This window comes from Nocardioides humi (assembly GCF_006494775.1).
GTDB classification, from domain to species: Bacteria; Actinomycetota; Actinomycetes; order Propionibacteriales; family Nocardioidaceae; genus Nocardioides; species Nocardioides humi.
This window is the reverse complement of the sequence record NZ_CP041146.1, coordinates 1,260,471-1,274,000: the sequence shown is the minus strand read 5'-3', so window position 1 is coordinate 1,274,000 and position 13,530 is coordinate 1,260,471. Positions and strand designations below refer to the sequence as shown.

Annotated in this window: 12 protein-coding genes; 3 read left to right on the top strand and 9 right to left on the bottom strand. The window is 73.2% G+C overall.

What is annotated here, in order from left to right:
* The first annotated feature begins 66 nt into the window (after positions 1-66).
* From mfd to FIV44_RS06225, 3 genes are read left to right on the top strand one after another with little or no spacing between them, the layout of a single operon-like run.
* Positions 67-3,579, top strand: coding sequence for a transcription-repair coupling factor (mfd, locus tag FIV44_RS06235; protein WP_141003693.1), 3,513 nt, complete (start codon positions 67-69; stop codon positions 3,577-3,579).
* Positions 3,580-3,581: 2 nt separating this feature from the next.
* Positions 3,582-4,292, top strand: coding sequence for a hypothetical protein (locus tag FIV44_RS06230; RefSeq protein ID WP_141003692.1), 711 nt, complete (start codon positions 3,582-3,584; stop codon positions 4,290-4,292).
* Between the two features lie 3 nt (positions 4,293-4,295).
* Entirely contained in the window at positions 4,296-4,931 is a 636-nt protein-coding gene (locus tag FIV44_RS06225; protein ID WP_246086842.1) for a nucleoside triphosphate pyrophosphohydrolase, read from the top strand.
* 254 nt (positions 4,932-5,185) lie between these two features.
* Here FIV44_RS06225 and FIV44_RS06220 read toward each other — a convergent pair whose 3' ends face one another.
* The 9 genes from FIV44_RS06220 to FIV44_RS06185 form a co-directional block, all read right to left on the bottom strand.
* Positions 5,186-5,650, bottom strand: coding sequence for an HNH endonuclease signature motif containing protein (locus tag FIV44_RS06220; RefSeq protein ID WP_141003691.1), 465 nt, complete (start codon positions 5,648-5,650; stop codon positions 5,186-5,188).
* A complete protein-coding gene (locus FIV44_RS06215; protein ID WP_141003690.1) occupies positions 5,647-6,435 on the bottom strand; it encodes a hypothetical protein in 789 nt (262 codons plus the stop codon). Before FIV44_RS06215 ends, FIV44_RS06220 begins: the two co-directional genes overlap by 4 nt.
* Before the next feature lie 152 nt (positions 6,436-6,587).
* The gene (locus FIV44_RS30290) at positions 6,588-6,755 is read right to left on the bottom strand and encodes a hypothetical protein (protein WP_181411019.1); all 168 of its coding nucleotides are present in this window, start codon (positions 6,753-6,755) and stop codon (positions 6,588-6,590) included.
* Positions 6,748-7,425 carry a helix-turn-helix transcriptional regulator gene (locus FIV44_RS06210; protein WP_141003689.1) on the bottom strand — a complete coding sequence of 226 codons (678 nt, stop codon included), beginning with the start codon at positions 7,423-7,425 and terminating at the stop codon, positions 6,748-6,750. Before FIV44_RS06210 ends, FIV44_RS30290 begins: the two co-directional genes overlap by 8 nt.
* 44 nt (positions 7,426-7,469) lie before the next feature.
* Complete coding sequence (locus FIV44_RS06205) at positions 7,470-8,465, bottom strand: ABC transporter permease (RefSeq protein ID WP_141003688.1); 996 nt, start codon at positions 8,463-8,465, stop codon at positions 7,470-7,472.
* On the bottom strand, positions 8,462-9,967 hold the full coding sequence (locus FIV44_RS06200) for a sugar ABC transporter ATP-binding protein (RefSeq protein ID WP_219996315.1): 1,506 nt from the start codon (positions 9,965-9,967) through the stop codon (positions 8,462-8,464). The genes FIV44_RS06205 and FIV44_RS06200 overlap by 4 nt, the downstream gene beginning before the upstream one ends.
* Before the next feature lie 5 nt (positions 9,968-9,972).
* Positions 9,973-10,995, bottom strand: coding sequence for a sugar ABC transporter substrate-binding protein (locus tag FIV44_RS06195; protein ID WP_141003687.1), 1,023 nt, complete (start codon positions 10,993-10,995; stop codon positions 9,973-9,975).
* A gap of 26 nt (positions 10,996-11,021) precedes the next feature.
* A complete protein-coding gene (locus tag FIV44_RS06190; protein ID WP_141003686.1) occupies positions 11,022-12,155 on the bottom strand; it encodes a class II histone deacetylase in 1,134 nt (377 codons plus the stop codon).
* Between the two features lie 123 nt (positions 12,156-12,278).
* The gene (locus FIV44_RS06185) at positions 12,279-13,337 is read right to left on the bottom strand and encodes a helix-turn-helix transcriptional regulator (RefSeq protein WP_141003685.1); all 1,059 of its coding nucleotides are present in this window, start codon (positions 13,335-13,337) and stop codon (positions 12,279-12,281) included.
* Between the last annotated feature and the right edge of the window lie 193 nt (positions 13,338-13,530).

The following is a 13,530-nucleotide window of genomic DNA, read 5'->3' as shown; positions in this document are numbered from 1 at the left end:
TGCCGCACCCCCGGTCCTTCTCGACCGGGGGCGCTCGTGCTGTCCCTCGACCGGAAGTGAACGCCCGTGAGCCTCGCCGGCCTCGCCGACGCCGTCCTCGCCGACCCGACCCTGTCCGCCGCGCTCGCGGCCGCGGCCGGCGACGCCCAGCCGACCGGTGAGCTGACCGGTCCGGAGGCGTTGCGGCCCTTCCTCGCGGCCGGGCTCGCCCGGAGCGGGCGGCCGGTGCTGGTGGTCACCGCGACCACCCGGGAGGCGGAGCAGCTGGTCGCCGAGCTGGGCGATCTCCTCGACCCGGCCGGGGTGGCCTACTACCCGAGCTGGGAGACCCTGCCCCACGAGCGGCTCAGCCCGCGCAGCGACACGGTCGGCCGGCGGCTGGCCGTGCTGCGCCGGCTCCGCCACCCGGGCGGCGACGCCGCGACCGGGCCGGTCCAGGTCGTCGTCGCGCCGGTGCGCAGCATGCTGCAGCCGCAGGTGAAGGGCCTCGGCGACCTCACCCCGGTCGAGCTCGCCGTGGGGGAGACGGCCGAGATCGAGGACGTCGTCGCGGGGCTCGTCGGTGCGGCGTACTCCCGGGTCGACCTGGTCGAGAAGCGCGGCGAGTTCGCCGTCCGCGGCGGCATCGTCGACGTCTTCCCGCCGATCGAGGAGCACCCCCTGCGGGTGGAGTTCTTCGGCGACGAGGTCGACGAGATCCGCTCCTTCGCGGTCGCCGACCAGCGCACCATCGAGAAGGTCGAGCGGCTCTGGGCGCCGCCGTGCCGGGAGCTGTTGCTCACCGACGAGGTGCGCGCGCGGGCCGCCGCCCTCGGCGAGAAGCACCCCCAGCTGCTGGAGATCACCGACAAGCTCGCCCAGGGCATCGCGGTCGAGGGCATGGAGGCGCTGATCCCCGCGCTGGTCGACGACCTGGAGCTGCTGGTCGACCTGATGCCCGCCGACACCCGCATCCTGGTCCTCGACCCCGAGCGAGCCCGGGCACGGGCGCACGACCTGGTCGCGACCAGCGAGGAGTTCCTGGCCGCGTCCTGGGCCACCGCGGCCAGCGGCGGGCAGGCGCCGATCGACCTGCAGGCGGCGTCGTACCACGCGCTGGCGGACGTCCGCACCCACGCCCGCGAGCGCGGTCAGGCGTGGTGGACGTTCAGCCCCTTCGGCCTCGACGATGAGGTGCCCTCCGACGCGCAGCCCGCGCCGTCGTACCGCGGCGACGTGTCGAAGGCCTTCGCCGACATCGCCCGCTGGCGGTCCGAGGGGTACGCCGTCGCCGTGGTCCACGTCGGTCACGGACCGGCGCAGCGCATGGTCGAGGCGCTGGGGGAGCAGGACGTGCCGGCCCGGCTGGTCGACGAGCTGCCGGCGGGCCACGAGCTCGACCCGGCGGTCGTCACCATCACCTGCGGCAACCTCGGCCACGGCCTGGTCGACCCGGACCGCGGCCTCGCGATCCTCACCGGCGAGGACATCGTCGGCGCCAAGGCCTCGACCCGCGACAAGGGCGCGATGCCGGTGCGCCGCAAGCGCCAGATCGACCCGCTGGAGCTCAAGGCGGGCGACTACGTCGTGCACGAGCAGCACGGCGTCGGCCGGTTCGTGGAGATGAAGCAGCGCGAGGTGCAGGGCGCGGTGCGGGAGTACCTCGTCCTGGAGTACGGCCCATCCAAGCGCGGCGGCCCGCCGGACCGGCTGTTCGTGCCGGCCGACACCCTCGACCAGGTCACCCGGTACGTCGGCGGCGAGCAGCCCAGCCTCGACCGGCTCGGCGGCGGCGACTGGACCAAGCGCAAGAACCGCGCGCGCAAGGCGGTCCGCGAGATCGCGGCCGAGCTGATCAAGCTGTACGCCGCCCGGCAGGCCACCCAGGGCCACGCCTTCGGCCCCGACACCCCCTGGCAGCGCGAGCTCGAGGACGCCTTCCCGTTCCACGAGACCCCCGACCAGCTGACCACCGTCGACGAGGTCAAGGCCGACATGGAGCGCACGGTCCCGATGGACCGGCTGATCTGCGGCGACGTCGGCTACGGCAAGACCGAGATCGCCGTCCGCGCGGCATTCAAGGCGGTCCAGGAGGGCAAGCAGGTCGCCGTGCTCGTGCCGACGACGCTGCTCGTCAACCAGCACCTCGCGACCTTCTCGGAGCGGGTCTCCGGATTCCCCGTCAACATCCGGCCGCTCTCCCGATTCCAGTCTCCCGGCGAAGCGGCCGAGACGCTCGCCGGCCTCGCCGACGGCACCGTCGACATCGTGGTCGGCACCCACCGGCTCTTCAACGCCGACACGAGGTTCAAGGACCTCGGCCTGATCATCGTCGACGAGGAGCAGCGCTTCGGCGTCGAGCACAAGGAGGCGATGAAGCGGCTGCGCACCTCCGTCGACGTGCTCTCCATGAGCGCCACGCCGATCCCGCGCACGCTCGAGATGGCGATCACCGGCATCCGCGAGATGTCGACGATCACCACCCCGCCGGAGGAGCGGCACCCGGTGCTGACCTACGTCGGCGGTTACGAGGACCGCCAGGTGGTCGCCGCGATCCGCCGCGAGCTGCTCCGCGACGGCCAGGTGTTCTACATCCACAACCGGGTGAGCTCGATCGAGAAGGCCGCCGCGAAGATCCGCGAGCTGGTTCCCGAGGCCCGGGTCGCGACCGCGCACGGCCAGATGGGGGAGCACCAGCTCGAGCAGGTGATGGTCGACTTCTGGGAGAAGGAGTTCGACGTCCTCGTCTGCACGACGATCGTCGAGTCCGGCATCGACGTCTCCAACGCCAACACGATGATCATCGAGCGCTCCGACACCCTCGGCCTCTCCCAGCTGCACCAGCTGCGCGGCCGGGTCGGCCGATCCCGGGAACGGGCCTACGCCTACTTCCTCTACCCGACCGAGAAGCCGCTGACCGAGACCGCCCACGAGCGGCTCGCGACGCTGGCCCAGCACTCCGACCTCGGCGGCGGCATGGCGATCGCGATGAAGGACCTCGAGATCCGCGGCGCCGGCAACCTGCTCGGCGGCGAGCAGTCCGGCCACATCGCCGACGTCGGCTTCGACCTCTACGTCCGCCTGGTCGGCGAGGCGGTGCGCGACTTCCGCAGCGACGGGGGCGCCCCGGAGCAGCTCGACGAGGTCCGCATCGAGCTGCCGGTCGAGGCGCACCTGCCCCACGACTACATCCCCAGCGAGCGGCTCCGGCTGGAGATGTACAAGCGCCTCGCCGAGGTCCGCACCGACGCCGACGTCGACGAGATCGCCGCCGAGCTCGACGACCGGTACGGCGAGCCGCCCGAGCAGGTGGCCGCGCTGCTGCTGGTCGCACGCTTCCGCGCGCGAGCGCGCTCGGCGGGGGTTCGCGAGATCACGACCGTCGGCAAGAACGTGCGCTTCCACCCCGTCGTACTCCCGGAATCGCGCACGATCCGACTCAACCGGCTGTACCCGAAGTCGATCGTCAAGCACCAGCTGGAGTCGATCCTGGTGCCGCGCCCCGGCATCCCCGGGCGGACCGGGACGCCCCTGGAGGGGGTCGCCCTGCTTGAATGGGCCCGACTCGTCATCGACTCGGTCATCGACCCCAAGGAGTGAGTGTGCGTCGTCCGATCCTCCCCGCCGCGGCAGCGGCCGCCGTGGTCGCCGTGCTGGCCGCCGGGTGCGGCGTCAGCGACAACACCGTGCTCCCGGGCGCGGCCGCCGAGGTCGAGGGCCAGCGGCTCGAGCTGAGCAAGGTCGACCAGGCGGTCGAGGACTACTGCGCGCTCCGGGCCGCCAACCCGCAGGCCTCGGCCGCGCCCACCGCGCTGATCCGCGCCCAGTTCGTCGTCGGCTGGACCCAGGCGGTCGCCGTCGACGCGCTCGCGGCCGAGCACCACATCCGGCTCCCGTCCGGGACCGTCGACCGCGCGGCCGTCATGGACGCCTGGGGCGAGCTCGGCACCATCGACGACGACAACCTCGACACCTTCGAGTGGCTGACCTGGATCCAGCAGCGGCTCTCCGACCCGGTCGGCGAGCTCGGGCGGGCCCAGGCCGGCGGCGACGAGCAGGCCGCGGTCGCGGCCGGCGTCGCGCTGATCACCGACTGGCTCGACGAGCATGACGTCACCTTCAACCCCGTCTTCGGCGCGTACGACGCCGAGACCGGAGTCTTCGCCGGCGACCCGCTCTCCGTACCCGTGAGCAGCGAGGCGAAGGACGCCCAGGACACCGCCGCGCTCACCCCCGAGCAGGTCGCGAAGCTGCCCGCCGAGCAGCGCTGCGGCCCCGACCCGGCGTCGGCGGCGGTCGCACCCCAGGGCTGAGCCGTGGCCGACCCGGCGGAGGACGCGGTCGCGGAGTTCGTCGCGGTGATGCGGCGGCTGCGCGCCGAATGCCCCTGGAAGCAGGAGCAGACCCACCGGTCGCTGGTGCGCTACCTGGTCGAGGAGACCTACGAGACGGTCGACGCCATCGACGACGCCGAGGCCACCGGCGACTTCGGGAACCTCGCCGAGGAGCTCGGCGACCTGCTGCTGCAGGTCGTCTTCCACGCCGTGATCGCGGAGGAGCGCGGCGACTTCGACCTCGACGACGTCGCGCGCGGGATCACCGCCAAGATGCGCCGCCGCAACCCGCACGTCTTCGGTGACCCCGCCGGCGACCTCTCCGCGGAACTCACGGCCGAGGAGGTCGACGAGCGCTGGCAGCGGATCAAGGCCGCCGAGCGCGGCGGCCGGTCCGGACAGGACGCCCTGCCGTCCGAGCTCCCTTCAGCCCTGCCCGCCCTCCTGTACGCCGACAAGGCGCTCGCGCGGCTCGAGCGGGCCGGCCGCCCGGCCGGCCTCGCGCCCGACTCCGCCGACCTCGGCGAACGCCTGCTCGCCCTGGTCGCCGAGGCCCGCGCCGCCGGGGTCGACCCGGAGCAGGCGCTGCGGGATGCGGTCCGGGGCCGGCTGGGGTGATCTGCTCGGGCTGATCTGCTCGGGCTGGTCTGCTCGGCCTGCGGGTTTGCTCGGTGCGGGGTCTTTGATGACCGATGACGTGGTTGCGGGCCGCTGGGGTCACGGTGGTTGGTTGATCGCCGCTGTCGGGGGCCGGGTCGCTGGTGGTCGTCGGCCTGTGGTTGCGGGGGCACGGGGATCGCAGCGCTGAGAGTGGGTCTGGACACGCCTGCATCCCCGCAACCGTCGGGGTGTGCGGGGTGCGGGCGGGGGAGTCACTCGTCCGGTGGGTGGGTGCCGTGGTGGTCGACCCGGAATCGGAAGCCGCTCGGGCTGGTCCACTCGTACGAGCCGGGCATCACGATGTCGTAGGACCACGCGGAGTGGGTCTTCGCCCGGTGATGGCGTCTGCACAGGGCCACCTCGTTGCACGGACAGGTAGGCCCGCCCTCGCCGTAGGGTCGGGCGTGGTCGAGGTCGCAGCGGGTGGCTGGCCTGGTGCAGTGCGGGAACCGACACGTGTGGTCACGGAGCTGGACGCGTGCGCGGTGGCGGTCGGGGATCTCGTAGGAGTCGATCGGGACGTGGTCGGCCAGATCGATCACCGGTCGCACGATCACGGTCGAGGCGGAGCCGAGCCACTCGCGGATCTGCTCACTCGACACGGGGACCTGCTGGTCTTCCCATCTGCCGACGGGGTTCACGCCGGTCAGGGTGGTGTCGGTGATGTGGACGTTCACGATCGCTTTGCGGCCCGGCGAACCCTCCAGATCGAGCGCGAGGTCCGCCCGGGCCAACTCGCCGAGCGCGACCGAGCGCCGCACATCGAGCGGAGCGTCGTTGCCCAAGTCCCCGAGCAGACGGGCGCGGCGGGCGATCGCCTCATCCAGATCACGCCCGTCAGCGGCGTCGAGGACCCCGGAGAGGTGCACGATCCCGTGGGTGTTGCCGTGGGTGTCGGGGTCCCGACCTCCACATAGCGTTGATCGGCCGCGGTCGCGCGTTCGGCTTCGGCGCGTTCGGGGTCGAACCGGAGGATCGCTTCGGCGATCAACCGGTCCAACTGCGCCCACCCGACTCCGGAGGCGTGGAACAGCTGCCGGTCCACGAACCCAGCCGCCTCAGCACTCAGCGCGTGGGTGAGGTCCGCGATCCGCTCGGCCCGCCACGGGGTGAGCCGACCCGCCATCACGGCGGCATAGACGGTCGGGAGCCGCCAGGCGCATTCGATGACCCGCCCCACATAGGCCCGCCCACCATCGGGCGAACGCCCGAGGACCGCGACCAGCTCCATCAACCCGAACTCCGACACCAACGGCGCCCCGTCCCCCGCGATCGGGACCCCGGTGTCGAGGTACCCGTCGGTGATCGTGGCCGCGCCCTCCGGTGTGGCGACGACGTGGTCGCCGGCCCAGGTGACGATGTCCTGCCATTCCTCGATCAGCAGGGTGTCACGGGCCTGGATCCGCGCACCGACCCGCGACAGCAGTGCTGCCGTCGAACGGGGCCGGGTTCCGAGATCCATGACAGAGATTCTCCCACCGACCCCCGACACCACGAAACGAGCAGACCCCGCCTGTGGACAAGCGAAAGTCCCTTCCGAGGGTGTGGACGAACAACGGCTCCGATCATGTCGAACGAGGATCTTGGGGCCGCGGTTGACCGGCGGTGACGGAGTCACGACTCCTGCGGCAGCGCGTCCACCGGTACGACGACCCGATCCATCTCCTGCCCGCCGTCACACGTCAGCAGCGCCACCGTGGCCAGGCCCCCGCGCTCGCTGAGGACCTCCCAGTGGCCACCGGAGGCGATCCACCGGTCGAGAGCTGCCAGTGGATCAGTCACGGCACCGCACCTTCACGCAGCATCGTCCGGATCCCGGCTCCAGGTGGGCGGTCACGCCGGCGCAGCCGAGACCGTCGGCGACGCCCTGGACGAAGGAGCGGTTGAGGCCGCACACGAGGGCGGTGTGCTTGCGCGCGAGCGCGTCGAACGGGCAGTTGGCGAGCGCGACCGCGGTCGCCTCGACGACCGGCTCGTAGCCCTGGCCGGCCAGCACCGCGGCGAGGCCCTCGAGCCCCGGCCCGCCAGGTACGCCGACGGCGGCCCCGGCCACGGATCGTCCCTCCTCGTGGGCGCAGTCGGCGAGCGCGGTGTCGAGGTCCGCACCGGCGCCGGTCCGGCCGACGGCCGCGGCGAGGATGTCGCCGACCAGGTCGTAGCGGCGGGGCGGGAGAGTCACCGCGAACTCGCGCCGCGCCCGCCGGTAGAGCTTGCTCGGCCGACCGGCGCCCGGTCCGCTGCGCCCGCTGAGCCGGCGGAACTCCACCTCCAGCAGCCCCTCGTCGGCCAGGCGGTCGAGGTGGAAGCTCACGGTGTGCTTGGCCAGGCCGAGGGCGGTCGCCGCCTCGTCGCGCCCGACCGCGGCGGCCCGCCCGGCGACGTACGCGTAGAGGCTGCGCCGGGTCGGGTCGGCGAGCACGCCGATGGCGGCGGCGCCGGTGTCGAGGTCCACCCGCCGATTCTAAAACAGAGATCGCTGGGCGGAAGAGAGGAGCATCAGGTGACCGGCACCGGCCGCGGTGGCGCCGCCGGCCGGACCGCGGTGAGCGCCTCCAGCCGCGGGGAGAGGTAGGCCAATCCGGCGGCGACGACGAGGGCGAGTCCCTGGGCGACCTGCTGCCAGAAGGTGGGCACGCCGACCAGGGTCAGGCCGTTCTGCAGGATGCCGAGGAAGGCCACGCCGAGCACGACGCCGAACAGGGTGCCGGAGCCGCCGGTGAGGGCGACGCCGCCGACCAGCACGGCGGTGAGGACGGCGAGCTCGAACCCGGTGCCCGCCGTACCGGACTGGACCGCGCCGAGCACCGACGCCTTGATGGCACCGGCCAGCGCGGCGCAGGCGCCGGTGGCGAGGAAGAGTGCGAAGGGCACGGTCCGCACCCGCACGCCGGAGAGGTACGCCGCCTCGCGGGAGACGCCGATCGCGTAGATGTGCCGGCCGACCGGGGTCAGCGCCAGCACGGCACCGGCCACCAGGACGACCAGCACGGCGATCACCACCGGCGACGGCAGCCCGGCGACCTTGGCTCCGCCGAGCCAGGCGAAGCCGTCGCCGAAGCTGGTCAGCGGCAGCGGCGCGAGCTGCTGGGCGAGGCCGCGGACGGCGGTCAGCGTGCCGAGGGTGACGATGAACGGCGACAGCCCGACCACGCAGCACAGGAACCCGTTGACGGCCCCGACCGCGAGCCCGGCGAGCAGCGCCAGCAGGACGCAGCCGACCAGGCCGCCGCCGTGCTCGGAGGCCAGCCAGCCGGCGGCGACGGCGCCGAGGGCGTACGTCGAGCCGACCGACAGGTCGAGGTACCCGCTGATCACCAGCAGCGCGGAGGGGACCGCGACGATGGCGAGGGTGGCGCTGTCGGTGGCGATGCCGAGCAGGTTCTGGCTGCCGACGAAGCTGCCGGTGGCGAGCTCGAAGCCGATCGCCATCGCGATGATCACCGGGATCAGCGGGTAGCGCGCGAGCCGGCGCGGGGTGACGGATGCGTTCATGACAGGTGCTCCTGGAGGTCGGACTCGGACTGGTGGACCGCGTGCAGGAGGGCGTCCTCGTCGAGGGCGGCCCCGGCGAGCTCGCCGACGACCCGGCCCTCCTGCATGACCAGCGCCCGGTCGGCGAGCGCGACGATCTCCTCCGGATCGGTGGAGGCGAAGACGACAGCGGTACGACGCTCGCTCGCGATCGTGCGCACCACCCGGTAGATCTCGTGCCGGGCGCGGACGTCGACGCCCTGGGTGGGCTCGTCGAGCAGCAGCACGGTGGTGGGCAGGATGCCGTTGACCCACCGGCCGAGGAGCAGCTTCTGCTGGTTGCCGCCGGAGAAGCTGCGGGCGGGCGCCTCGGGCGTGCTCGGGTGCACGGCCAGCGCCTCGGCGAGGCGCTCGAACGCCTGCTGCTCGGCCCGGCGCCGCCGCAGGCCGAAGGCCGAGAGCACGCCCTGGGCGGGCAGGAGCGCGTTGTCGAGCGCCGAGAGCGAGCTGAACAGGCCCTGGCCGGCCCGGTCGCCCGGCACCAGCGCGAGCCCGGCGGCGAGCGCCGCCCGCGGGGTCGCCCGCGTCACCCGCCGCCCGCCGACGGTGACGACGCCGTCGCGGGGACGCCGCCCGAACAGCATCTCCAGGGTGCGGGTCCGGCCCGACCCGATCAGACCGTAGAGGCCGACGATCTCCCCGGGCCGCACCGACAGGTCGATCGGCCCGATCCCGGGACCGCTCAGCCCGCTGACCTGCAGCTGCGGCGGATCGGCCTCGTGCACCGGCCCGCGCGGCGGCAGGTCGGTGGGCGGCTCGGCGATCGCCTCGATGATGTCCCGCCGGGTCCGCCCCTCCAGCGAGGTCGACACGTGCACCTGCCCGTCGCGCAGCACCGTCATCCGGTCGGCCAGGCGCTCCACCTCGCCGAGCAGGTGGGTGACGTAGCAGATCGCCAGTCCCTGCTCCTGCAGCGCGCGGACGGTCCGCTCCAGGGCGCCGATCTCGTGCGAGGACAGGGCCGCCGTCGGCTCGTCGAGGACCAGCACCACCGGGTCGCGCGAGAGCGCCTTGGCGATCTCGACCAGCTGCCGCTGGCCCATGGGCAGGTCGCCGACCCGGTCGTCCACCCGGCAGGTCGCGCCGAGCCGGTCCAGCAGCGCCCGTGCCGCCGCCCGCTGGGAGCCGCGGTCGACGACGCCGAGCCGCCGGTGCTCCTGGCCGAGGAAGACGTTGTCCACCACCGAGAGCGACTCGACCAGGCTGAGGTGCTGGAAGATGATCGCGATGCCCGCGTCGATCGACTGGCGCGGCGAGAGACCGCTGTAGCTGCGGCCCGCCACCTCGATCGTGCCGCCGTCGGGCGTGAACGCCCCGCCCAGCGCCTTGATCAGCGTGGACTTGCCGGCGCCGTTGTGGCCGAGCAGCGCGTGGACCTCGCCGGACGCGATCGTGAGGTCGACGCCGCGCAGCGCGTGGACGCCGCCGAACGACTTCCGGAGGCCGGTCACCTGCAGGGTCATGGCGCTCAGCCGTACTGGGCGATGATCTCGTCGAGCAGGGCGTCGCCCGGCTTGACGAGCGCGATCGGCACGTCGGCGCTGGCCTCGGCGTCGCTCCTCCCGTCCGCCACCGCCAGTGGTACGTCGATCACCGCGTTGCCGATGTCGCGCAGCTGCAGGGCGGCCGAGGCCCGGTAGAAGGTGCCCTTCCTGATCAGCTCGAGCGAGCCGAGGTCGCCGTCCTGCCCGCCGACGTACGTCTCCGCGTCGTCCTCCGCGCGGCCGGCCTCGACCAGCGCCTTGTAGCCGCCGAACGCCGCGCCGTCGGTGATGCCCAGGACGACGTTGACGTCGGGGTGCTTGGCGAGGATCGCCTTGGTCTTCGTCAGCGCCGTGTCGGGGTCGATCGCCTGCTCGCGGCCGACGACCTCCATGCCGGGCGCGGCCTTCGTGAAGGCGTCGATCATGCCGGCGGTGCGCTCGCGGCCGAGCTGGATGGTGTCGTCGACGAGGAATGCGACCTTGCCCTTGCCGCCGAGGCTCTCCTGCGCCCAGGCGGCGGCGTCCTCGCCGAGCTTGCGGCCGCCCTCCTCGAAGCTGAAGGTGATCGACGCGCTCTGGTTCTGCAGCGTGCCGCCGTAGGTCACCCAGATGATGCCGGCGGACAGCGCCTTGGCGGCCTGCGCCTCGAGCGCCTCGAAGACCATCGGGAAGGACACGATCGCCGGCACCTTCTTGGCGATGAGCGTGTCGAGGTTGGACGCCTGGACGTCGGGCCGGCCGTTGTCGTTGGTCTGCTCGAGCGCGACGCCCTTCTCCTTCGCGCGGGCCTTGGCGAACTTCGCGACGCCCGCGTAGACGGGGAGGAAGGTGAACGGGTAGTCCCAGGCGACGGTGTCGACGTCCGTGCTGGACTTCGCGACCTTGTCGCCGGAGGACTTCGTGCTGGCGGGCGCGCTGCACGCGGACGCGAGGACGGCGGCCCCGATGCCGCCGCCCCAGGCGAGGAGGGTACGGCGGCTCAGGTCACGCGGTGCGGTGGTGGACATGGTGGTGCTCCGATCGGGAGGAGGGGTCACGACCCGGCGGGGACGCCGGCGTGGATGTCGTCGAGGAGCGGCACGACCCGGTCGAGGACCGCGGTCTGGTGCGGCTGGAGGTCGAGGCCGGCCATGCCGCCGAAGATCGGCTCGTAGGGGTCGGACAGCGGGTCGGTCACCCCGGCCAGCGCCTCGATCACGGCGAGCCCGCAGAAGGGCACGTACACCGGGTTGTAGCCGCCCTCGTGGCTCATCGCGAGCCGCCCGTCGCAGTGGGTGGCGGCGAGGTCGAGCAGCCGCTCGGTCATCGCCCGGTAGCTGCTGCTGGTCAGCGCCTGGCGCGACAGCGGGTCGGTCGCGTTGGCGTCGAAGCCGCTGGCGACCAGGATCAGGTCCGGCCGGAACCGGTCGATCGCCGGTGCGACCACCCGGTCGAAGGCGGAGAGGTAGCCGCCGGTGCCGGTCCCCGGCGGGAGCGGCACGTTGACGGCGTACCCGAGGCCGGCGCCCGCGCCGCGCTCGGTGACGTGGCCGGAGTCGGGCGGGAACACCCGGTCCTGGTGAAGCGAGATGGTCAGCGTGTCCGGGTCCTCCCAGAACGTCTTCTGGGTGCCGTTGCCGTGGTGGACGTCCCAGTCGAGGACGGCGATCCGCTCGACGCCGTGGGTACGACGCACCGCCCGGGCAGCGATCGCCAGGTTGCCGAACATGCAGAAGCCCATCCCGGTGTCCGGCTCGGCGTGGTGGCCCGGCGGGCGGATCAGTGCGTAGGCGTTGTCGACCCGGCCCTCCACGACCGCGGCGGTCGCCTCGATCATGCCGCCGGCGGCGAGCCTGCCGATCTCGATGCCGCCCGGCCCGAACGGGCTCAGCCCGTCGCCGGAGTCGCCGCCCTTGGGCTGCTCGCTGCCGGCCTCGATCCGGGCCAGGTGCTCCTCGGTGTGGACCAGGAGGATCTCCTCGTCGGTCGCCTTGCGCGGCTCCAGCCGGGTGAGCCGGTCGATGACGCCCGAGACGACGACGAGCTCGTGGATCCGGCGCTTGGTCTCGGCGTTCTCGAAGTGCTGGAACGGCTGGATGCCCGCGCGGTGGTCGGCGGGGAAGAGCCCGGCGTTGGTCCCGGTGTCGTGCCAGCCGAAGAGCTCGTGGTAGAGGTAGCCGGTCGCCATCGCGTCTCCCAGGGGTACGGCGCCGGCGGGCCCGGCGCGGTCCCGCAATCGTGGGACCGCGGTGTGACCTGGGTCATTGGCAGAATTGCCAGTCTTGGCGGATCCCTTGGTGGATCCCCGGGGTCAGGCCACGGGCTGTTGCAGCACCCGCGCGAGGGAGCGGACCGAGTCCGGGTCCGCGGACGGCAGCAGTACGCCGGCGGCGGTGGCCTTCGCGGCGGCACCCGCCCGCGACCGGCTGTCCAGCCGGGCCAGGATCGCCTCGACGTGCGCGGCGACGGTGCGCTGGGTCAGGCACAGCTCGTCGGCGATCTCGCGGTTGCCGGCGCCGGTGGCGACCGCGGTGAGCACCTCGAGCTGGCGCAGGGTGAGGCCGAGCGTCGAGGCCGCGGGCCGGGTCGCGACCGTGCAGGGCTGCCGGGTCGCGGCGCGGCCCGACGGGCAGTGCACCCGGACCTCGACCAGCTGCCCCGCCTGCTGGTGCAGGAAGGTGGCGAACCGGGTGCCGGTGCCGAGGATGGCGCGGACGATGCCGAGCAGGTCGGCGTCGACGACGAGGTGCAGGGGAGCCCGCCCGACCACCGGGGTGGGCCGGCCGGCGGCGTCGAGCCGGACGACGGCGTACTCCGGCGGCAGGGTGACGTCCGGCGTGGAGCAGGTGGCGACGGTGGTCAGCCGGGCGAAGGCCCGCCCGAGCGGCGGCAGCGCGCCGACCAGCTCGGGGGCGAAGTCGCGGGTGCTGCGGGCCGAGAGGTGGAGCAGGCCGACCAGGTGGGCGCCGGAGTCGCGCAGCGCGATCGAGATGCCGTCGTCGTACCCGGCGGGGTGGAGGACGTCGAGGTAGTGCTCGGAGCTGCGGAAGTCGTACGGGTCGTCCTCGTCGATCCGCAGGCCGCTGCTCGCGGCGAGCACCCGGCGGCCGTGGGGCGACGGCGCCAGGTCGGCGCACAGGTGGCTGGAGACCTCGGGGGAGTAGCCCACGCTGGCGACGGTCTGGAAGGCCGGCTCCTGCGGGTCGTCGGCGTGGGTGAGCGCGGTGTCGAGCTGGCAGGCGGCGGCGCCGCAGTCGTCGGCGAGGCGCTCCAGCAGGCCGGGCGCGGCCGTCGTGGCCTCGTCGGGGGTGGCCAGGGAGGCCAGGTCGCCGAGGAGGTCGATCAGGCGATCCGAGACGGGTGCGGCCATGCTGCCCCCACGGTGACGAGCGGACGTTCGGGTCCTCACGGTAGAGACCGGGCGGGGCGCTGGCAAGGGTCTCGGCCGGGTGGTCCGAAAACGCGGCACGGGCTTGCGGATGTCGCGCAGGTCACCTTACGTTCGGGTCCGAACAAGATCGTTTGGATCAAAACAATCTCTGGTGAAGGGTCGAAAGGACGAA